This is a genomic window from Gracilibacillus sp. D59, assembly GCF_052246695.1.
Classification (GTDB): domain Bacteria; phylum Bacillota; class Bacilli; order Bacillales; family Amphibacillaceae; genus Gracilibacillus.
The window spans coordinates 47,905-70,936 of record NZ_JBQQCK010000014.1; the positions used below are offsets into that span (position 1 = coordinate 47,905).

15 protein-coding genes are annotated in these 23,032 nt (G+C 35.2%); 3 read left to right on the forward strand and 12 right to left on the reverse strand.

All coding sequences use genetic code 11. From position 1 onward, the window contains the following. Positions 1–141 precede the first annotated feature (141 nt). Positions 142–1,002 (reverse strand): peptidoglycan-binding protein, encoded by an 861-nt coding sequence (locus ACTWP4_RS19240; protein ID WP_443130409.1) that lies wholly within the window; start codon positions 1,000–1,002, stop codon positions 142–144. A gap of 16 nt (positions 1,003–1,018) precedes the next feature. Continuing rightward, positions 1,019–1,279, reverse strand: coding sequence for a phage holin family protein (locus ACTWP4_RS19245; RefSeq protein ID WP_443130410.1), 261 nt, complete (start codon positions 1,277–1,279; stop codon positions 1,019–1,021). 322 nt (positions 1,280–1,601) lie between these two features. Between ACTWP4_RS19245 and ACTWP4_RS19250 the strand changes: the two genes are divergently transcribed. The 3 genes from ACTWP4_RS19250 (at position 1,602) to ACTWP4_RS19260 (ending at position 7,208) form a co-directional block, all read left to right on the forward strand. Then, positions 1,602–3,413, forward strand: a complete 1,812-nt coding sequence (locus tag ACTWP4_RS19250; protein WP_443130411.1) for a BCCT family transporter — start codon at positions 1,602–1,604, stop codon at positions 3,411–3,413. An 86-nt stretch (positions 3,414–3,499) separates the two neighbouring features. Next, positions 3,500–4,201: a DsbA family oxidoreductase gene (locus tag ACTWP4_RS19255; RefSeq protein WP_443130412.1), complete on the forward strand. Its 702-nt coding sequence runs from the start codon at positions 3,500–3,502 to the stop codon at positions 4,199–4,201. A gap of 844 nt (positions 4,202–5,045) precedes the next feature. Beyond that, positions 5,046–7,208 (forward strand): methyl-accepting chemotaxis protein, encoded by a 2,163-nt coding sequence (locus ACTWP4_RS19260; protein ID WP_443130413.1) that lies wholly within the window; start codon positions 5,046–5,048, stop codon positions 7,206–7,208. Between the two features lie 219 nt (positions 7,209–7,427). On the opposite strand, the gene ACTWP4_RS19265 is transcribed toward ACTWP4_RS19260, so the two are convergent. The 10 genes from ACTWP4_RS19265 to ACTWP4_RS19310 all read right to left on the reverse strand — a co-directional run bounded on the left by ACTWP4_RS19265 (position 7,428) and on the right by ACTWP4_RS19310 (position 22,614). Beyond that, positions 7,428–8,699: a hypothetical protein gene (locus ACTWP4_RS19265; RefSeq protein ID WP_443130414.1), complete on the reverse strand. Its 1,272-nt coding sequence runs from the start codon at positions 8,697–8,699 to the stop codon at positions 7,428–7,430. Positions 8,700–8,719: 20 nt separating this feature from the next. Beyond that, positions 8,720–9,361 carry a YesL family protein gene (locus tag ACTWP4_RS19270; RefSeq protein ID WP_443130415.1) on the reverse strand — a complete coding sequence of 214 codons (642 nt, stop codon included), beginning with the start codon at positions 9,359–9,361 and terminating at the stop codon, positions 8,720–8,722. Positions 9,362–9,375: 14 nt separating this feature from the next. Then, the gene (locus tag ACTWP4_RS19275) at positions 9,376–10,071 is read right to left on the reverse strand and encodes a DUF1961 family protein (RefSeq protein ID WP_443130416.1); all 696 of its coding nucleotides are present in this window, start codon (positions 10,069–10,071) and stop codon (positions 9,376–9,378) included. Between the two features lie 221 nt (positions 10,072–10,292). Then, positions 10,293–11,171, reverse strand: a complete 879-nt coding sequence (locus tag ACTWP4_RS19280; RefSeq protein ID WP_443130417.1) for a carbohydrate ABC transporter permease — start codon at positions 11,169–11,171, stop codon at positions 10,293–10,295. Between the two features lie 30 nt (positions 11,172–11,201). Beyond that, positions 11,202–12,152 carry an ABC transporter permease gene (locus ACTWP4_RS19285; protein WP_443130418.1) on the reverse strand — a complete coding sequence of 317 codons (951 nt, stop codon included), beginning with the start codon at positions 12,150–12,152 and terminating at the stop codon, positions 11,202–11,204. A 77-nt stretch (positions 12,153–12,229) separates the two neighbouring features. Beyond that, positions 12,230–13,780 (reverse strand): extracellular solute-binding protein, encoded by a 1,551-nt coding sequence (locus ACTWP4_RS19290; protein WP_443130419.1) that lies wholly within the window; start codon positions 13,778–13,780, stop codon positions 12,230–12,232. 455 nt (positions 13,781–14,235) lie between these two features. Further along, positions 14,236–14,862, reverse strand: a complete 627-nt coding sequence (locus tag ACTWP4_RS19295; RefSeq protein WP_443130420.1) for a rhamnogalacturonan acetylesterase — start codon at positions 14,860–14,862, stop codon at positions 14,236–14,238. After that, positions 14,859–17,354, reverse strand: coding sequence for a glycosylhydrolase-like jelly roll fold domain-containing protein (locus ACTWP4_RS19300; protein WP_443130421.1), 2,496 nt, complete (start codon positions 17,352–17,354; stop codon positions 14,859–14,861). Before ACTWP4_RS19300 ends, ACTWP4_RS19295 begins: the two co-directional genes overlap by 4 nt. 12 nt (positions 17,355–17,366) lie before the next feature. Then, positions 17,367–19,712 (reverse strand): AraC family transcriptional regulator, encoded by a 2,346-nt coding sequence (locus tag ACTWP4_RS19305; RefSeq protein WP_443130422.1) that lies wholly within the window; start codon positions 19,710–19,712, stop codon positions 17,367–17,369. 307 nt (positions 19,713–20,019) lie between these two features. After that, the gene (locus ACTWP4_RS19310; RefSeq protein ID WP_443130423.1) at positions 20,020–22,614 is read right to left on the reverse strand and encodes an exo-rhamnogalacturonan lyase family protein; all 2,595 of its coding nucleotides are present in this window, start codon (positions 22,612–22,614) and stop codon (positions 20,020–20,022) included. Between the last annotated feature and the right edge of the window lie 418 nt (positions 22,615–23,032).

The window sequence follows — 23,032 nt, forward strand, 5'->3', positions numbered from 1 at the left end:
AAAATCGACTACAAAAATCGCTAATAAGACATAATTGATTTGACTTCCTCTATAATCATTCCTGAATTTTACAGTTTATGTTTTATGTACATATTTTCTTTCCCATAAATTTCGCAAAAGAAAAAGGAGGTCTCCCTCCTTTTAGAATAACTCTTGCCATGTCTCTGGACCTACTATTTCATCCACTTGTAAATTGTTTCGCCTTTGGTATTGCTTTACTTTTTGCTCTGTCTTTGGTCCAAAAATACCATCGACTTTAGCTCCTACTTTACGTTGAATAATTTCAACAATTTCTCCCCGACTTCCCCTTTTTATAATTCCAGGATAATTAGCTACTAGCGTGGTTTTTTTGTCCAACCTTGCTCTAGTTACTGGACCCACAATTCCATCCACTTTTATACCTTCAGATCGTTGAAACGCTTTTACTGCTGATTCAGTTTCATTTCCAAACACACCGTCAGCACCATATTTATTTAGGTTGAAACCGAGCTTTATTAATTCTCTTTGTAGATTACGCACGTCTGTTCCACTTATTTTTTCTTTTAAAATTGCATTAGAACTAAACTGGTTTACATATGAAATAGGATTTAAGGTAGAAGCTGATTTATTGGCACGATATCCATATGGTGGAGCAGTTTCTACCTTTTTGCGTACTTCGAAATGCAAATGTGATCCTGTTACATATCCAGTTGCTCCTTGATAACCAATCACTTGATTTTTTGATACGGATTGACCGCTTTTTACAGCGACAGAATCAAGGTGTGCATAAAGCTGCGCGTTATTATTTCTATCTCTTATTAACACTACATTTCCATATCCTCCTAAGCCTGTACCACTTTTACCAAACCCAGCATAAATAACTGTTCCTGAAGTAAATGGATGGATTGGTGCTTTATGTGATTTGACTAAGTCAACACCAGAATGAATATCTCTTGATCCCCTTATGGGGTGTGTCCTGTATCCATAAGAACTTGTAATTTGAAACCCGCGAAATTCCGCCATAATCTCCCCTCCCTTATTATTCCTCTACTCTATTAAATGTTTGCTTCACAATTTGGTGACTAAACACAGCCAATCCAGTTGCAATGATACCTTCTGCTATTGACCGTATGTTCCAACTATATAAATTACATGCTGCTAGGACTCCAATGGTCAATAAAATCCAGATGATCAGCCAATCAGGTATAAAGGGTGTTCTTTTACATGCGTATCCGATAAACCAGAGAGCTGGTATGATAAAATGAAAATCCTCTGGTAGTAAATACAATAAATCTTCCATTAATCGAACACCTCCTCTGATTTACATTCGAGTCACTAAGCAGTATAGTCTTTCTTTTTAAATCAGTGCATAGTAAGGACTCATATTAAAATATGCAACGACCTCCCTTCATGCCTTGGCGTTTGACATGGATGTTCTCTTATTTTTATAATCGGTGAGGTGAAAAAGAAAGTGTCTAAATAATTTTGTTATTTTTGATAAATATGTCCATGCTAAAAATAATGGTTAGATGTAAAAAAATCGGGGAATAACAATTAGGCATAAAATAGATTTACAATTTGAAAGGGGGAACTATGTCAGCAAAGAAATGACATAGGTACATATGAAAGATGAGAAATCCATTAAAGATAATGTCGGTAAAATTGGCATCGTATTTATTACTTCTACCATTTTAGTTACCATGTTCGTACTTTGGGGCGCTATATCACCATCATCCTTAAATAAAGCAGCGAATGAAGGGCTGGAATGGATGATTACAAACTTTGGTTGGTTCTATATGCTAATCACTGCCCTGTTTGTTGTATTTGTGATTACGTTAGCTTTAAGTCCTTATGGAAAAATACGTTTAGGAAAACCAGAAGATAGACCGGAATATTCATGGTTTTCATGGATCGGAATGTTATTTGCTGCTGGTATTGGTGTTGGATTTGTATTCTGGGGAGTTGCAGAACCAGTTTTATATTATATGGACCCACCACTTGGGTATGAACCAGGTACAAGAGAATCAGCGTTAGCCGGTTTACGATACGGCTCTTATCACTGGGCATTACATCCTTGGGCTATTTTTTCTATCGTTGGAATGACTTTAGCTTACGTACAGTATCGAAAAGATCGTCCTGCATTAATCAGTTCAGCATTTCACCCTATTTTAGGTGACAGAGTAAATGGCTGGGCTGGGAAGACGATCGATACATTAGCAGTAATTGCAACCTGTACAGGGGTCGCAACAACATTTGGTCTTAGCGCGATGCAAATTACAGGTGGATTATCTCATATCACACCCATCCCTAACTCACCATGGACACAGCTAGTCATTATTTGCATTGTCACAGTATTATTTATGCTTTCAGCAGTTCGCGGTCTTGATCGAGGGATAAAAATTTTAAGTAATATTAACTTAGTAGTAGCTGGATTACTATTATTATTTGTTATTATAGTCGGACCTACATTATTTATTGCAGAAAATTTTGTTACAACATTAGGTGGTTATATAACAAATGTCATACCGATGGCACTAACATTAACACCTTTTTCAGAAAGTGAATGGTTAGGTACGAATACCATCTTCTTTTGGGCATGGCATATTTCATGGGCTCCATTTATGGGAATGTTTATTGCTCGTATTTCCAAAGGAAGAACTATACGGGAATTTATGGCAGGTGTACTAATAGTTCCTTCATTACTTGCTATCATATGGTTTACCACTTTTGGTGGCACCGGATTAAATATCGAAATGTACGGAGCTGGTGGACTTTCAGATTTAATCAATTCACAAGTTGAATTAGCACTGTTTGCAGTACTTGCTGAACTTCCATTAAGCTTTATTACAAATACATTGGCGATACTTTTAATCTTGATTTTCTTTATAACATCAGCCGATTCAGCATCGTTTGTACTGGGCTCCATGACATCTAACGGTGATCTAGAACCAAAAAACTCTGTTAAATTAATTTGGGGACTATTGATCGCTGGTGCTGCAAGTGTACTACTCTTTAGTGGGGGTGGCGGTTTAAGTGCACTTCAAACTGCCTCGATAATTGCAGCTTTACCTTTCGCGATAGTGATGGTTCTCATGATTATTTCCATCATTATCACATTAGGTAAGGATTGGAAACTTGATCAAAGGCTTCATAGAAGAAGACGTGAAAAGCGTGTAAAAAGTGAGTTTAAAGATGAATTTAAAGTTGAAGTAAAAGAAGATATCCGTGATGATTTTAAAGATGACGTCAAAGAAGATATTTATCAAGATATGAAAAATGATTTTTATGATGACATTAAAGAAGAAATTTACGATGAAATGAAAGAAGAGTTGTATGACGATTTCAAAGAAAAAATATATGATGATATGAAAGAAGAAATTATCGAAGAAATAACGGAAGAAGAAAACACAGAAAAAGACAAACACGATAAATAACAGCTAACACCTCCTTAAGCAAATTGCTTTCTTTAACTGATATATGTGTGTCAGAATAAGATAGAAGCTTAAGAGAGGTGTTTTTTATGCAAATTGAAATATGGTCAGATTTTGTTTGTCCATTTTGTTATATTGGTAAAACAAGGTTAGAACAGGCATTGGAAAGATTCCCACAGAAATTAGATGTTTCGATTCAATATAAAAGCTTTGAATTAGATCCCAATGCAGCTAAATATTCCGGAAAAAATATACATGAATCATTAGCTGCTAAGTACAATATGACAATTGATCAAGCAAAACAAGCCAATCAGCAAATTGGTGAACAAGCGAAAGCGTTAGGCTTGGACTTTGTCTTTGATACAATGAAACCAGGCAATACATTTGATGCACATCGGTTAAGTAAATATGCTGCAAACCTTAACCGAGAAGCAGAATATGTAGATACCATGCTTTATCATTATTTTACTTTGTCAAAAGATCTTAGTGATAAAGAGACGCTTCAGTCTATTACAGATGAGCTTGGCTTTGATCAACAAGAAGTTAAACGAATTTTGGATGATAATACAATCCACTCCGAATTAGTAAGACAAGATGAAGCCGAAGCACAAAAATTAGGAGTTACAGGTGTTCCATTCTTTGTTTTTAACAAAAAATATGCTGTCTCTGGAGCTCAGCCGATTGAAACTTTTATGCAAGCATTAGAAAAAGTAGCAGAAGAAGAAAATAATCAATTAGAAAATTTAAATCTTCAACAAGGCAGTTTTTGTGACGGTGATCATTGCAAATAACGTGTAGCAAAATTCATAAATGAGGCTGGGCCAAAAGTGATTTGATAAAAGTAAACTCCGAACGATTATATGCGAATTCTACGATTAGAATTTGTTATCGTTCGGAGTTTTTAATTGCATAATAGGAAGATAATGCCCCATAACTTTGGGGTCAATCTTGAAATGGTTTGAACTGCTAAACATCCGCTCCGGCTGCCCGCTTCCTTTCCGTGGGGTTTTATCTTCAGCTAACTTTTCCAAGCAAAGACCGCTCGGAAAAGTGGATCTTCAGAGAAAATATTCCCACAGGAGTGAAAGCGGGCGCCTCCGCAAAAAAAGTTCTACAACGTTTATGACAGTTGGCTTTTTGAACTTTCGAAAAGCTTATTATATATAAAAGTGAGTGGGGGCTTACAGACGGTTAGCACCATGAATCAATAAATAAGAATGGAAATGCTACCACTAACATTATTGTAGAAATTTTTTAGTGAAGTGGGCAAGCCGTAGCGGTTTTTAAGCATTTTACACATGTCAAAATTACCACTTTGATCAAAAATTACACCTCATCAGTTACTACACATAGTCCTTCTTAAGATCATTTTAATTCATTACATTATTCGTCTTTGGAGAGGAAAAAATTGATTTGTCCCAGCCAAAATTTTTTGCGGTTTTTATAGTTCTTTAGTCCTTATTTAGCCGATAGGTAAAAAGTTTGCCATTTCTTGTCGTTAATTAATTCTAAACATGTTATAATCTATTTGAACTAATCATTTATGATTAATAGTTAATGAAGCACCAAGATTATATACCCAGTTTAATTCTTTTGAAAGCCTTTACTAAAAACAAGAACTACGGAGGACTTATTATGGCAAACAAATTTATAAGCAGGAGTAAAAGCGGTATCAAGAAAACAAAACAATCATTACTAAACATGTCGGACAAGATAAGAAACAGCACAAGTAAACTTAAGAAAAAAGGGGGAAACAAGAATTCTAAAGCTTCACAACAAATTATACAAAATACAAGTGTATCCAAAAAAGATTCAGTCAGTACTAAAATACTAATAAGTATATTAGTAACAGTATTAATCAGTGTATTGATCGTTGGAATTGCTTCTTATTTTATATCTAACAATATTATTAAAGATAAAGTAACTGAAGCTTCTGAACAAACAATTGTCCAATCTGGTGATAAACTCGATTATTTAATGAAGCAATATAAAGATCGCGTGACAGAAATTTTAATGGCTGATAATTTTAGTAATACATTAGCTGAACTGGATCGTTTTGAAGATACCAATAATTTCGATTATTTCAATTTAAAAAGTACGATTGATGATGCGTTAACTCAAATAACTATGATTGATAATAATGTAAGTCTTTACCTACTACATACTGAAAAGGAAAGATTAATTTCATCTTCGGAAACGCTCTCAGAAGAATCTGTTTTTAGTTCCGACTGGTATAAAGAATCACTTGAATCAGAAGATTCTACTGCATGGATTGGTGGTCTCGCTAAGGGAATAAGTGGTACTCAAGAAAATCCTACAGTTGCTTTCGGACAAAAACTAAGAATAAATGGCACAGAGTACATTTTAGTAGTTGAATTAGCTACAGTTGTATTTGAAGAAGCTCTACAGGATGTTAAATTTGGTGAAGAAGGCTTAGTTAGTATTGTAGATCGAAATAATGAGGTAGTTTTTTCTTTTGATCACGAAGAAATGACACAACCTTATGATTATCAAATTGCAGTTGATTCTGAAGAAAATATGATTGAAAATAATGGTCAACTTATTTTTCAACACGATTCAGAAGTAACGGACTGGTATTTAGTAGGATCTGTTTCCGAGTCTGAATTAACAAAAGATACAACCATTATTTTTTACGTAACTGCCGGAATCGTTATCTTGTCATTAGTGATTTCTATTTTTATTGCAAACGGTATCGTCAAAACTATTGCACGCCCTATTGCACATATATCAACGTTAATGGATTCTGCAAAAAATGGTGATCTAACAGTTAGATCAAATGATACATCACGCAAGGATGAAATAGGAGAACTGGCAAAAGGTTTTAATGAAATGCTTGAAAATATAGCAGGAATGATGCACCAAACGAGAGAATCGGCAAACAAAGTATTAAATGCTGCGATTGAATTAACTGATATTTCACAAATGCAATCACAATCAGCAAAAGAAGTAGCTGCTGCGTCTGAAGAAATTGCTAGTGGTGCTACAGGCTTAACAGATGAAGCGGAAAAGGGAAATACATTAGCAGCCAACATTCATGACGAAGTAGAAAATGTATTCGCCAATAATAGTGAAATGGAAAATCATGCAGTAGAAGTGTTAGAACGTAGTCATGAAGGTTTAGAAAAAATGGACGAGTTAGTTACTAAAACTAAAGATGGCGAACAAATGACAAATGCACTTGTCGAAAAAGTCGATACATTGAAAGAAAGTACTGAACAGATCAATCAAGTGATGGAAATGCTTACTAACATTGCACAACAAACAAACTTACTTTCACTAAATGCTGCAATTGAAGCAGCACGTGCTGGAGAAGCTGGAAAAGGTTTCGCAGTAGTAGCGGATGAAATTAGAAAACTTTCCACCCAATCTAAAGATTCCATTGATAAAGTGGAAGAAATAACGACAGGTATCGTGAATGAAGTGAATGAAACTTTGGGAGTTTTAGAGGAAGCAACACCACGTTTCAAAGAACAAGTAACCCAAGCAGTTGATACACAAGTGATATTAAATGGTGTTGGTGAGAGCATGGGTACATTTACCGGCAAGATTCAACAAGTTACCCAATCTATTCAGCAATTAAGAGACTCACAGGAAGTATTAACTTCTACAATTCACCAGGTAAGTGCAACAGCACAGCAATCCTCTGCAATTAGCGAGGAAGTATCTGCTACGACAGAGGAACAATTAAAAGTTAGCGAGTCACTTGTTACTACCTCAGATGAATTAAAACAACTATCTGAAGAATTACAAGAAATGATGAAGAAATTTAAAGTATGATAGATAAGTAATATCATTGCTACTCAAAGTTAACAGAGTCAACATTGTTAAATAAGACTTGTATAGTTTCATAATCTTGAAACCTAATGTATGATCATAAAAAAACAAAAATGTTAGTTGGATGACTTCCAACTAACATTTTTGATTGATTTACATGTGATTTATTAGGGTGAATCCGCTGAAATTCGAATCAGATCAAATGCACATAATGGACATTCATTATTCCAAATATTCTCCACCTGGATATAAAGTAACAGAGTATGCTCGTTTTTCTTGTATCAAAGTATCATCTTTATCTGATTTGGATAAATCTACTTGAGAACTTCCATAAATATATACGGATGTTTGATCAAAAATAATAACTTGGTTGTAACCAGAACCGGTTAAATCATTAAAACTGGCATAACCATCAACTGGAAATGTTGTAACTACATTTTGATATCCATCATAAATAGTGGGGTATATTCCACCACCACGTCGATATGCTAAAATATAATCCAAATCGTTATCATCCCAATTCCGGATAGTATCAATAATAGTAAGCCATCCACCCGTTTCTCTATTTTCCTTCCAAATTTCTTGACCGTTTGCATCTAACAAAAAGATACCGTCTTTCCCATCTGAATAGTTGGTACCACGTATAATTCGATCTAAGCCAGCAACTTGCAAACCATTAGCATCATGTCTGAACTTTCCTAGACAGATATGCTGTGATTCAATTGATCCCTCATAACGCCAACATTCAGTACCATTCCAATCATAAAGGACGGTAACACTACCACCGATCACTAGTTGATAATCCTTATTTTCTGGCTGCACTTTCCCGACCCAAATACAATCTGCATGATCATCTAAGGGTTGACAAGACCACTTTTTTTCACCATTAGAATCAAGAAAATCATATCCAGCCATTACTTCATCTTTTCCATCCCCATCAAAATCAAACACCCAAGGAAAATGACCTATATTTCCTTTATGTGTCCATAACAATTCAAAATCGTTATTAAGTGCCCACATTTGATGATACCTATCTTTTAAAATGATATCTTGCGGAAAGGAATTACCTGTTAAATTCGCAATGATAATACAATCATGTGCTTCTTCACTCGGTAAGGTATAACTTTTTTTCGTTTGGCCTGTTTTACCATCAAGGATGAAGAATTGTTTTTCCATCACACAGAGGACTTCATTATAGCCATCCCCATCAATATCATATATTTGTACAGGATAATCACTACCAGGACCGCCTGGTGACTTACTTGGGGTACCAACTTGCCACAAGATATTACCTTCCAAGTCAAACGCTGTCATCGCTTCTACCTGATGTGGTACATATCTATCATCAATACCTCCATCAGGTTGAACCATTAGCAAGTCCTTTCTTCCATCTCCAGTAAGATCACCGAGAAACATTTTGCAATTTTTACCGGACTTTGATAAATCAAGTTTTCTTAATAGTACTGGTTCTATTTCTGCTTGTGTTTTCGTCATTGATTAAACTCCTCCACATATTATGCTTCCGTTTCTTGAAGCCGTTCTTGTTTTATTTCTAATCTTAAAAAAGTTCGATAAGTGATCCACATAATGACTAAACTAGACAAACTTCCGCCAAAGAAAAATAGGAATACTGGTAACGTAAAATACAAATAGTATAAGGTTAAACATGCTGCTATTAAATAAATGGTTCGGATTGGTGAATAAATCGTAATTAAAATTGCATTTTTAAAATAATTATATAATTTGTTATCATAATGGACATACATCGGAAAAATATAAATCACCATAATTCCGAAAACAATGGAAACAAATATTAACACATTCTTTATCGTTTGCTGCATCCATTCATTGTCCAATTGTAGAAAGTTGAAATTTATATATAGCATATATGTAAATAGAAGGATGAGCAGACCTAATCCATTAGCTCGCTTAAATTCTTTTTTATAGGTTTGCCAAAACACTTTAAATGCAGGTATATCCTCTTCACCTTTGGACCATCTTCTAAAAATTGTAAACATTGCAACAGTACTTGGGCCAAAACCGAATATAATAGCACCTGCAAGCGTAAAGCAGACCCACAAAAAATTAACATATAATAACAATAGTACGGTTTCCCCAAAGAAATAAAACTTGCTTATAAATCCATTTCCTAACATTTAAATGCCCCCTATTAGGTTTTCTTCATGGCTTTTTTTATCGACAGATTCGCATAAGCTGCTTTCATAGGTGCCATTTGTCTAAAACCTATTTTTCCTCCTTGATAGATTGGTCCATAAGTTGATCCATCATCTTCCCATTCAAGTACATGTAAATCATTAATATAAAAATGAACGTATTGCTCGTATTTTATCAGTTTCATATGATATGGATTAATAGCATCTTCCACTGGTGGTAATGGATCAGCTGCCTGTGTTACTAAATGAAATCCATGACTTTTACGTAAATTACACGTCCGAAAAGCACGTTCTTCTGCATGTTTATGTCTAAAATAGGATAAATGCAATGTATTTATCGCACCTGAATGGTAGTCTGGATAATAACCTGTTCGTTTCGGCAGTGATGAGTCAAATAGATCTTCTCCCTTTCTTCCGGTTGCAGAAAAGAACATCATACAAAGACCAGGTTCTTCTAATGGATAAAAATCCCACTCTATCATAATTTTATCTGGAAATTCGATTGGACACCATAACAACCAATGAGCATGGTCACCAAATTCTTCTGGATCTAGCATATTTTCCAATACTAACTTATTGTTCCAAGAACTTGTTTTTACCTTGCCTTCTTTTACCCAATCTTCTATAGAATCTGCTCCGGTTAACTCATTTTCATAAAGTGTTTCTTGTGCTTCAAAGGTTATATTTTTCACTATCCATTTCCTCCAATTCTTAAAACAAATTACATCTTACAATATAAACTAGAAACAATTTTCTTAAATCTTTTTCGTAAGTACTTAAAACCTATGAAAGACGGAAACAAACAACTACCTCATCTCATATGATAGTCATTTGTTCTAATCCTTCTTATTCACGGACAGAAGTAGATATATCCATACAGCTTCTGTCCGAGTTAATAGTTAGGCATGGTATACTATCCTTTCACTGAACCTAGCATGACACCTTTGGCAAAGTGCTTTTGTAAAAACGGATAGAACATTAAAATTGGAACAGTTGCTACAACGATAACCGCTAACTTAACTGATTCTTCAGGTGGTTCATATAAAGAGGCCTCTTGTAAGTCCCCTAAACCTGTATTTGCAACCATTACTAACTGTTGAAGTAATAATTGAATTGGCCATTTTGATGTATCTGTTAAATAAAGTAAAGCATTGAAGAAATCGTTCCAATAGAATACCGCATAAAATAATGTAAAAGTCGCTATTACTGGTTTTGATAGTGGCAACATAACTCTCCAAAATGTTTGCAACTCTGTACAGCCATCCATTTTCGATGCATCTTCCAGTTCTTTCGGCAGTTGTTGAAAGAACGTTTTCACAATAATTAAATTAAATGGATTAATCGCCACTGGCAAAATTAACGCCCAAATGGAATCTAATAAACCTAACCCTTTTACAAGTAAATAAGTAGGAATCATACCCCCACCAAAAAGCATGGAGAACAAAACTAAGTTCAAAAATAAGTTACGCCCTATCATATTTGGTCTCGATAATGGGTAAGCCATAGTAAGCGTTAGGAGCATACTTACAAGTGTACCTAATACGGTTACTAAGATGGATATACCTAAACTTCGAAGTACCGCATCTGTTGAAAAGATATAATTATAAGCATTGGTTGTAAATTCATGTGGGATGACAAAAAATGACCTTGTAGCAAGTTCTGACTCAGATGCAAATGACCCACCTACAATATATAAAAATGGAACAACAGTAATCATCGCAACTACCGCCAAAAATATGTGATTAAAAACATCAAATACTCTTCCTGGACCTGTATTATGCATTTTGTGCATGTTTAACCCCTCCTCTTCGTGTTGATTAGGTTAGAATAAACCACTTTGACCTAATTTTTTAGCAAATCTATCTGCGCCAACAATTAAAACGATACCTACAACAGACTTAAATAAACCAACAGCAGTACTGTAACTAAATGCCCCTTCGGTAATACCGACAAAGTATACATATGTATCAAATACATCTGCTACACTACGGTTTAACGAGTTGGACATTAAGTATATTTGCTGGAAGCCTGTGTCTAGAAAATTACCCAGTCTTAAAATTAATAAAATTACAATTGTACTTCTTAATGCTGGTAAGGTAACATGCCAGAGTCTACGGAATCGACCGGCACCATCAACAATAGCCGCTTCATATTGTTCTTGATCAACACTTGCTAACGCTGCTAGGAAGATTACTGTACCCCAACCTGTTTCTTTCCAAATAATTTGTCCGATAATCATCGGTCTAAACCAGTCAGGACTTGACAAGAAATTAACTTCTGTACCTATAAAGCCTCCAAGTATATCGTTTACTACGCCTCCGCTTGTTGTCAAAAATACATAGCTGATACTTGCAATAATTACCCACGACATAAAGTGAGGTACATATACAAATGTTTGCAGTGTACGTTTATAGACACTTAACCTTATTTCGTTCAGCAATAACGATAAAATGATTGGTGCTGGGAAAAAGAAGACAAGGTCATATAGTGCTAATATAAACGTGTTTCTTAATAATCGTAAAAAATCAGGATTTGAAAAGAAGTATTGAAAATGTTCAAACCCTACCCATTCACTTTGCCATACTCCGAGAAAAGGTGAATAATCTTGGAAAGCAATAATTATCCCCCACATCGGGACATACTTAAAGATAATAAAATAAGCTAATCCTGGTAATAGCATAAAATAGAGCCATTTTTCTTTTAATATTTGACTCCATTTACTTTTCTTTCGCTGGCCAACACTGTTTATCTTATTTTCGTGTACATTTTCCATCGAATCCCCTCTTAACCTATTATTTGAAGTAAAAAGCAGGTTACAAGACCTGCTTTTTACTAGTTATACTTAAACTATTATTTCTGAGCATCTTTGTGTAATTGATTGATTTCTTCCATGTATTCTGTACCGCCAGAGCTTTTCCAACGCTCTACCGCTTCTTCTAGTCCAGCTTCATCGATTTGCCCAACAATATATTTAATACGTGCATCAAAAATAATATTGTCAAGTTGCTGACCTTTTTTAGAGTATACTTCTGAAATATATGATTCTGCTGGGTTAGCAACAACTATATCTTCATTCTCGACCATTAATTGATTTTCTAGCTGACGTAATGGTGATGAACTAGGTGAAAGCGATTTAGCTTCTGGAAGATACATTAACATTTGGTTAAATCCATCTACTTCTGCTTTTAGTGCTGGATCATCTTTTATTTTTGATTGATATTCTCCATCTACTATCTCATAATGTTTTCCTTCGATACCGTTCTCTGCAAGAATTTGTGCTTCTTCATCATTCATTTTGTCAAGGAAATCAAGCACTTGCTTCAACTCTTCTTCTGACTTAACTGATGTTTTGGAAACAGCAAGCATACCTGAATAACCAGATGTCGGTAAATTGTGTAGTCCAGTAGGACCTTCTACGGATTTTATTACTGTGATTGGATCTGTATTATCAGGATTTGCATCAATAATTTTTTCTTGAATTCGATGACCTTCATCCAATACATTTACTTGAACTCCTGCTTCACCAGATACCACAGGATCAGACCATTGTGCTGGATCCATTACCGCGAAATCTTCATTCACAAGACCTTCATCGTAAAGCTTTTTAAAGAAGTTTAATGCTTCCAAGTAGTTATCGTCCATGAAGAATGGGTATAATTCACCGTTTTCATCTTCACCCCATTTATTTGGTACGCCAAACCATGTTTGCATTACATCCCATGGTCCTTCATATTTTGAAACTACCACACCATACGTATCATCTTTTCCATTTCCATCTGGGTCTTCTTCAGAAAATGCCTTTAACATATTATAAAAATCATCAATTGTTTTCGGCTCCTCTAAACCTAGGTTCTCTAGCCAATCTTTACGAATAATGACACCATTACGACCTAAATCACGTGTACGAGGAATTCCATAAATGTCTCCATTAATCGAACTATTCTTCAAAACAATATCATTAGCTTGACTTAAATTTGGATAATTTTCTAAATGAGGTCCTAATTCCCAAAATGCTCCGTCTTCTACTGCACTGATAAAACTTGGTGATTTATTAGGGACCATCATTACATGCGGTAAGTCTCCTGATGATAAGGTGATATTGAACTTATCTTCTAAATTACTGTTGGGAATCCATTCCATTGTAATGTCTTTATTTGTATAGTCTTCTATTTTCTTTAAGACAGGACTATCATCTGTTGGTGGTTCTGTAGAAAAAGTCGGTACAAACACACGCAACTCCATTCTTTCTTCAGAACTTTCACCAGAATCCTCTCCTGTTTCTTCACTTCCTGAGTCACTATCACTACCTGCCGTATCACTATCATCACTACAACCAGTAACTACTAATATTCCAACTAAAAATAAAGCCATTAATAAATAACGAAGAAATTTTGATTTCATTTTGACCCTCCCTGAAATTGACTAAGTGACTAAGTCATATTCGACTAACACATTCCCTTTTTCTTTTTCACAAAATGAATGTTATTTTTGTTTCCCCCTTTTCTTTTGGAAATTTTGAAAAGGAATCAATGTGTGTCGTTGAACCAAATATAAAACGCTTTCATTTTTCCATCAATATTCAATTTTTGTTCATTGACATAAAAATGCTGTCTAACTTTGATATGTAAGGGTTTATACAATCGTTTTAACACTTTTTTTTTCGATATAACACTTTTTTGCAACCTGCTATTTGGCGGTCTTTCCTTTGGAATTTCCAAACAAACAAGCATATTGATACACCAATTTCTGCTAATCTCTTACAACTTGTTACATTTTGTTCCTCAATTGGCTCACATCTGTCTCATAATGACATAATTCCCCATACTGCATAAGTACGGGGAATTTATCACAGCTTGTTATGATGTTATAATTGATTGTAATTGTTTTGCGATAATCATTGCGATTTGATTAGCACCTTTTTCGGTAAAATGAGTATGATCTGTTCCATTCACATCAACCATATAATATGTTCTTGCTTCGTCAATACCAATGTCTATTAGGTGATGAATACTCAACGTCATTAAATCTATAATTAGACATCCTTCTTCTTCTGCAACTTCTTTCATTGCATTACAATAATCACCAAAATCAGCTAAAAACTCTTCAGCAACATAATGTAGGCGTGCAACTGGCGTAATTAATATCGGAGTAGCTTTGTTTGACCTTGCAACTTCGATAAATTGCTTTAAATACTCCTTATATTCTTTGTAAGGTTCTGTATATCTTTCCGGTTTTTCTTTTGTTGAATCATTATGTCCCAATTGTATAAGCAAATAATCGCCTTCTGTTATTTCAAGATCGATTTCTTTTAATCTACCTTCTTCTATGAAAGTCTTGGAACTTCTTCCACCAATTGCATGATTGATGACAGAATATCCATTCAAGTATTCTGGTAAAAATTGTCCCCACCCTGCTTGTGGGGCATCTTTGTCTGTATAAGATTGACAAGTAGAATCACTTGCCAAGAAGAATCTTGCCTTCATCCTCTCAGTCCTTTTCCTTTTATTCTTACAGGTCCAATTAATCCAGACGGCAATAATTGTCGATCCATTTGATTGGCACTGTTATTTGTAATGCGAACACAAAGTAAGTTTTCACCTTGTCGCAACTGCTCACCCGAAAATGAAAATTGATAAGGTGCCCACATTTTGACCTTTGATTCTAATTGATTAAGGGAAACTTCTGCTATCTCGTATACCTCTCCTAAATCTATATCAACTTGATCCAAATGTTCTCCATGGTATTCAAAGCTAAATAAATATTCAATCGTACCAGAAAAATATTGTAATTCATCACATTTGCTCCAATCACATAGTTCTGTCCGATTCCAAACACCTTCAGCTTTATCCTGGACTACTAAGTTTGGAGTAATGTCCACTATTTGAGTGATATTATTACTTTGAGCAGAGACGATGTTGTCCTCCACACACCAAATAATTGATTCGCGTCTTGGCAGATCTAGAATATGTTCATTTGAAAGAGACTGGACATCACCTGTCCAGGGATTCCATTCAGTTGTCGGTTGATCTGAGACAAAATTTACTTTCCCATTAAAATGAGTGTCACCTTCATTTGTTATAAAATAAAACAATCGTCCACTTTTCTTAATTTTTGTCATTCTGATCGATTGATTATTTCCTTCGATTCTTACATGACGATATGGTGAAAAATGTGCATCGATCGTATTCTCATCAGTTGGCGATATATAACTTGCATTAGCCAATTCTTCTTTTCCTGGTTTGTCTGTCACGATATAAACCTTTCCGCCTTGTGACATAAAAGTTGTTAATTGTTCAAGTACAGTCTGGTCAAATAATGATAACTCCATTTCATCAATAACAACAGCATTGTATGATTGTTGACCAACTTCAAGGCGCCCTTCTAACGTTTTGACTTGATGATCTGTAAATAATGACTCGTGTAAATAGTTAAATTCTATTTGATGTTCATAAAAATACTTAGCCATTTTCCATGGCAAGCGATTATTCAAAGCTAATATTGCGATTTCCGCTTGATTTACACTATCTGTCATAAGCCAGCTGACCCTTTTGATGTACGTACTAAAATATCGATAATACGGCCACCAGACATTATTCGGACCTACATCAGGCGGACGTTCATGGCTCCTTTCTCTACCTTCTACAGAATAGTAAAAGGCATGTGGACAAAATAAGTTCACTCCTCTTACAGCTAACCAATCGGTATACCATTTCATATCAGATGCCGAAAGATTCCAACTATTATCAATACCGCAAACACCTAAATATTCATTTAAATTTCGTCTGCGCTGATAATGTCTACCGGCATCACTGCCACATTTGCCTGCTGTTGAATGGGTACCCGTTATTCCTTTTTCCTCTTCTGGTGCTACCCATCTCCAAACTACATCCTGCCCAGGAATAGTGAATGGCTTTAATAGACCAATATCATCACTTTTAGCTGGATGCCCTGTTAAGAATAGTTTATTTTCTTCACACCACTCTGATATCGGCATATAATATGTCTCCAACATGCGCTTATCAATCGCTTTTTCATAAGTTTGCTTCACTTCTTTTGTTTTTTCACCTATATCAAAGAACAAGCCTAGTAAGTCTTCAACATGTAAACCCTCATGATATAAATATCTCTCAAAATTATTTGTCCATGCTATACATCCATGTTTAGCATTTCTTCCTGTGATATCCGGCTCATCGGTAAACATCGCAAAAATGGTATTTCCAAAATATTCTCCGACTACCTCCTCATATCTTCTATGTGTAATATCGATAAAAGCTTGCACAGCCTCTGGATTTAATAAATCTGCTGAACGTGGTGCACGTTTTTGTCCGTCATCTTGATCCCTGTGAATTCCTCGAATAGTTCCGTCTGTATAACCTTCAATCAATAATATACATGCATAATCTTCTTTTTTACGATTTTGTACTTGAAAATAGGACTTGATAACTTCGTCAGATATGGAAATTTTTCCATCTCCTATTTCAACTACTTGAGCATTCAATGGATAGAGACAGCTAATATATTCTGAATCAAAGCTGTCCTTTCCGTTTTTCGCAGCTAAATAAACAGCTACTACGTGATCATCTCTTTCTAAGGGTACCTCAAGGGTATGATCCAGTTGATCTACAACTTTAGCTGACAGTCCTCTACTTGCAAATGTAGGGTTTTGTTCTACAACTTTTCCGTTAGCAGCTCCAGAAGGATACATGGCTTCATCATACAAAATAACATGCATATTACGCCTGTCTGCTTCTTCAACGGCAATCTTTACATATTCCATAAATTCATCTGATAAATATTTTGTTTGTTCAGGTATACCTATTCTCGGATGTAAAACGAAGCCTTCTACACCTTTATGTTGAAAATCTTCTATTTGATTTTGTAACCTTTCCTTGTCTAGCCGGTCGTTCCAAAACCAAAATGGCATTGGTGAATACTCTGATGTTGGATTTAAAAATTGTTGATACAAAGAATCCATTTACATACCCTCCTACAAATTGCTTGCACTCGATTTTCGATACTGACTTGGGGGTAAACCTACATGCTTCTTAAATATTCTATTAAAATAACTATGTCTATATCCCACTGCTTCTGCAATTTCATTAATTTTCATATTAGTCTGTAATAGTAGCTCTTTTGCTTTAGTCATTCTTACTTTTGTTAGGTAGTCTATAAAATTAACACCATGTACTTTTTTAAATGCTTTACTTAGCGTATAAGGGGTTGTATCTACATATTCTGCACAACTTTCCAGAGAGATGTCTTCCATGTAATGTTCTTCAATATAAGAAACAATTTTATCTACAACCGCTTTCAATTCCATGTTCATATTATCTTCTAAAAAGGTGATATATGGTGTAATCACCTGTTCAGTTAACCATTTTACCACCCATTCTATCTCACGAAGTTGGGACAATTCTGCATACATATTGCGTCCTTTATATAAAACTACGGGATCAACACCTGAATGTAATATTTCATGTTGAATAGCACTATATAATTGCATAATACCAGCCTGAACACTAACTTCCTTGGTGCTATTGTTAAGTAACTCATCAAAGAATTGACGAATCAACTCTTCTGTTTCATTGATTCTACCTCTTCTAATACACTGTATAATTTCCTTTTCCATTTCAAAAGGATAGAATAATTTTTGTCCAGTTACTTCTTTCTCCACTTCATTTAACATGAGAATTTGATTTTGTTTATTAAAATCTCGAAACCTTTTCACTCTTCCGATTTCTTCAAAAAGAAAATTAATATCTTTTATCTTAGGTGTTTTCGAACTGATGGTGATCGTGACATATCGTGACAACACTCGGTTGATCGCTGTTGTAATATCATTGGCAAGCTGTTCTAAAAGTTCTGTCACATTTGTAATTTGATTAGGAACAATTAAAAAGATGGTAGCCGTCATATCATATTGATTGAGTACAGTATACTGTTCCAAATACTCTTTCGTTAAATCTTCAGCAATGTTTGCCATTGCAAAAGCAATTAAACTTTCGTCCTCATAAGTATGTTTATCTTTGTTACACATTCCAGTTAATTGAATATCTAATAATACAAAAGATTGATCATCTACATTCCATCTGTAATTTTCCATTCTTCTCTTTAACGCTTTTTCATCAAAATCATATAAAAAACCTTTCGTTAATTGAATAAGGAAATTCTGTCTAAGCTGAGGTATTTGTCGAGTTATCCGTTTTTCCAATTGTTCACTTTCAGAAGTCAGCATATCTATTCGGTCACGAATTTGTTTAAATTCATCTTTTGTACCTTTGGCGGAAGAAGAATTGGTCGGTGTAAAACTACTAGCTAGATTTCTAATTGGCTGATACAAACGATTCGACGCAAACCATGTTAATAAAAACGCCAAACCTAACACAGTGAGACTCGCAATTAGGATTACTTTCGAAATTGTAATAATTGGCGTTGTAATAGCTGAGATAGGTGCTGCCGAAACATATGTCCATTCTGATCCAACACGATCAAAAGTACCATAAGAAACAGAATAAGTTTTATCATTCCAGTCTATTTGAAAAGAACGATCGGTAACATCCTCACTCGAAAACATGGAAACTAGCTTATTTGTAAAGCTATTATCTGAAGCTGTCTCAGTTGAGAACAATAATTCGTTATTCTCGTTCATTAGTAAGGTAACCCCATTACTATAAGGAGTTAATGTCTCGAGCGTACGCATTAGAATTTCATTATCAATAGAAACAACAATTGCCCCAAACGGACTGTTTATTACTCCCGGTATTTGGTGTGTTAAGATTAGATCACTTGGATATTCCGTATTCTGATAAAATTCTTCATTGTGATCCCATGTAATATTTTTGGAGGATTCCAATAAAGAAAGATATGCTTGTTGCGCCTCCCCTTCTTTAATATGATTAAGATATGGAGTGAATAGCACTGGTCCCTTTGCTGTTTCAATAAAAAGATCAACTTCATTAATGAGTGGTTGACTTCCTTCTAAGACCATTAATTTCTGCATAATATCTCTAGTTGTTTGAAACTCATAAACAAAATCTGTCGTTATTAACTGGTAATTAAAAGTTGGTTCAAATGCCCAATATGTAAGTGATTCCTCCAAGTAATTAAATTGAGCATCAATATTTTTCGCACGTTCATCTATTTCTTCTAAATGGACTTTTCGCAATTCATTTTCTGTTGAACTTAAACCAAATGAATAAATAGCAATACCTGATATAATTCCTGGAATCGAAGTGATAAAAAGAATCAACAGAAAACTTTTCCGAAAATAATTACTCTGCCATCGATTTAAGAACCAACTCTTAATATTTGAAAAAAACTTTTTGTTTTTCATCTTCTTCACCTCACACAATTATAATACCATAAATGTAAGCACTTACACAATTTGTGAGGAGATTTTCCCAAAACAGAATCCAAATAAACAATACCAAAAAAAGATATTTGCCCCTAGATCAAAACTATACAAATACTATAGTAGGCAAATACCTTTCCTGCAATATTCAATTTTTGTCCAAAAGTACTTAAATAAAAGAAATATTTTATAATTCGATTAATACTTTTATGCAATAGTAGTACTTTATTGCATTATAATTTTTATCACAGTGCTAACCGTCTAGACCCCTACTGATCATAGTCACACTTTATATGCTTTCTCTATCCTTTGGCATAGATATTTCTAAATACTGATCAATTAACTCCAAACAAACAATAACATTAAGTGACCATTGTGAAGCAGTATTCGTCGATATTGATTTCACCTCTGAAAGTGGTCTCACATAATCTTCTGTTTTATCTATATTTAAAGGTGTTTTAATTTGCCAATGTGTCGAATCTTCTAGCAAATAGCTCCATGCTTGTTTTGCCAATTCTGCATCCTTTCTTTGGGCTGCTGCAAATGCAACTAATGTTGAAGATAACATGGGAGTACCCCAAGGCTTATCCCCTCGAATTTCTCCAGATGTCCTTTGAGATTTCTCTTCTTTGGACAAATTATAAAATTCTCCAAATTCTACTAACATATCATTCCATTCAGAGTCTTCCAATACTTCTGCCATTTCCATCCATACTTGAGCTCCACCCATACTCATGATTAAATGATGGCCCGAGTTCTCATTTCCAAAGAACATTAATTCTCCAGTTCTTGGTTCATATCCAAAAACAGGCCCTGTTAATAAACGATAAGGCATATTTTTCAAAGAGTTGATACCTGTTAGCATCTTATCCCGAAAATTAGTATCTTCATAGCGTTCCCATTTTGTTAACCAATTGGAACAAAATGCCGCCCAATCCGGTCCACTTCGTACATGCGTAGGAAAATGATCCCTTGGAAAATAGGCTCTCATTGGGGGAATCTGTTCCGTAGTATAATCAGCATTAACTACTTCATCCATTATGTCACCAATACGCTCATCTGCTGTTAGGTAATAATATATTTTATGCAAACCTGCAGCACCAATACGTGCTTCTTTACATCCACATCCCCAATGCAGAACATTATGTCTTGAACCTAGGCCAGCATATTCTCCAAAATGGTATACATCCACTTCACTCGTGTGCCGCGTCATTGCTTCTGCAAATCGGAATATATCCTCTCGTCCTGAGCGTAAAAACATGTACCATAACCAATAATTAGGTGCTAACTCGGTATTTTGCCACGCACATCCACCTAAATCATATTTCCATACATGACGAACATGATCGTAACTATGCATCACATCACCATAATCCCAAAAACCGTACCAACCCCTTTGTTCCACCTCGTCAAGATAGAACTGGAGAACTTCATCTAGTGCACTTTCCAGTTTTGCTTTTATTGGCGTACTTTCATCTTTTAAACTCCATACCCCTAACGCTTTTGTATCATGATAATAGGTTGGATCACAAACTAATAATGGTGGGGATTCTTTTTCTTGGACAAACGTCTGTAATTCTTCTTGATCTGGTGTACTGTGAAAGAAACCAATGGTTAATTCACTTGTATTGCCAATTCCATAAGGAGTGCTGCGGAATTCTTCAGCGCCCTCATAAGAAGATTTCACATGCGTCTCTGTGTCATAATGTCTCAAATCCATTGTTGGTGCATCTGGTGACCAAAACCAAGCTGTTAAGGTAGATGTCTGTTCTGATAATTGTTTAATTTCAAGAGAAGACGGATGTTTCTGCCAGAAATTTCGAATCGCAACAGCTATTCCCCCGCTTTCGCTACCAACATAGGCTAAACCACCTGATCTTTTTCCAGATACAGCTCGTATCCATGCACATTCTTCTTTAGTTTGTTTTGATATTGTATAGGAGTCTGCAGAAATTTGGACCAATTTGAAATTATCCCATGTAGCGGAGTCATCCAGTAATGCAACAAAATGTTTATCTTCCGCATCAAATTCGAAAGGTTTTCCGTCCATTTGCATCTTGTAAAGTTCTTCATATCTTCCTTTTGTACGCCAAGTTAACATTCCTTTTGGTGACTCACTAAAAAAACCACTATCACCTGCAAATTTGATATATCTGTTATATAATGGACCATTCATCGGTACTTTAAAGTCTATTCCAATACCTTTAATAAAATCTTTATGAGGATTACCATCATACAAAAATGTATGAACTGCTTTTACAGTATATTGACCAGCATAAAAATATAACCTAAGCGTAAATGGGAGCCATTCGCGCTTATCTGAATTTATTTTGTGTCTACCTGAAATTTTCACGACTGCTCTAATAGGTCCCTTTTGTTCAACTACAACATTTTTTATTTCACTATAAAATACTTCTTGCTTTGATGTGACTATTCCATCCGTTCGATTTTTAGACTCTCGTATACCTTTTAAATACCCACCTTCACAAACAAGACTTTCTCCATAATAGACTTCTCCAATTACCATGTCACCTGTCTTATTTACTTTATACGTCAAATCACCTGTATTTATATGAATAAAGTCAGCTTGGTCATGTATTGTGAGCGGATTCATTTTTTCAACTGGTTTTCCTTTTTTTACTTGATAGCGATCTACGCAAACTTCATCCTTTAACGAGACAGCATGTGCTGTCCATTTCACACTACCATCTGGCCAAAAAGCAGTCGGCCAACTTTGAAGAGGTATCTCTAATTCATTTGTATCTACTAATGTTAAGGAATCTTTCTTATTTAACATCCCCTTTTCCCAAGGGATTCCCCATGTAATTCCGGTATTTATTTCTGGCTTTTTTTCTAACCAAGACAATGCTATATTGTTTGTCATGATACTTGACCCCTTTCGTAATTAGAAAAATCTAGAGCTTTCCTTCGGTACTATGTGCTAAGTAAGTCTGTGACGCTTGCTATAAATAAAGATGTAGTTGACTAGTCATGTTGTTCTGATGAAAGTTATCGTGTGCAAGGATATCGCTTCGGCTACCCACTCCCCTTTCCACGGGAATAATTACCCAAGTTGCTAGGTCTGACAAACGTTGTAGCGTATGCATTTAAAACGAAGGCGCCCACTTCAACTCCTGTGGGACTCGTTTGCCCTGAAGATCCACTTTTTTGAGCGGCTTTTGCTCAAAAAAGTTAGCTGAAGGGCAAACCCCACGGAAAGGGGAGTGGGCAGCCGTAGTGGTGGTCAAACGCTCGATATATTTCAAAATGGCTACTAATACTACACATTTCAAACGTGAATA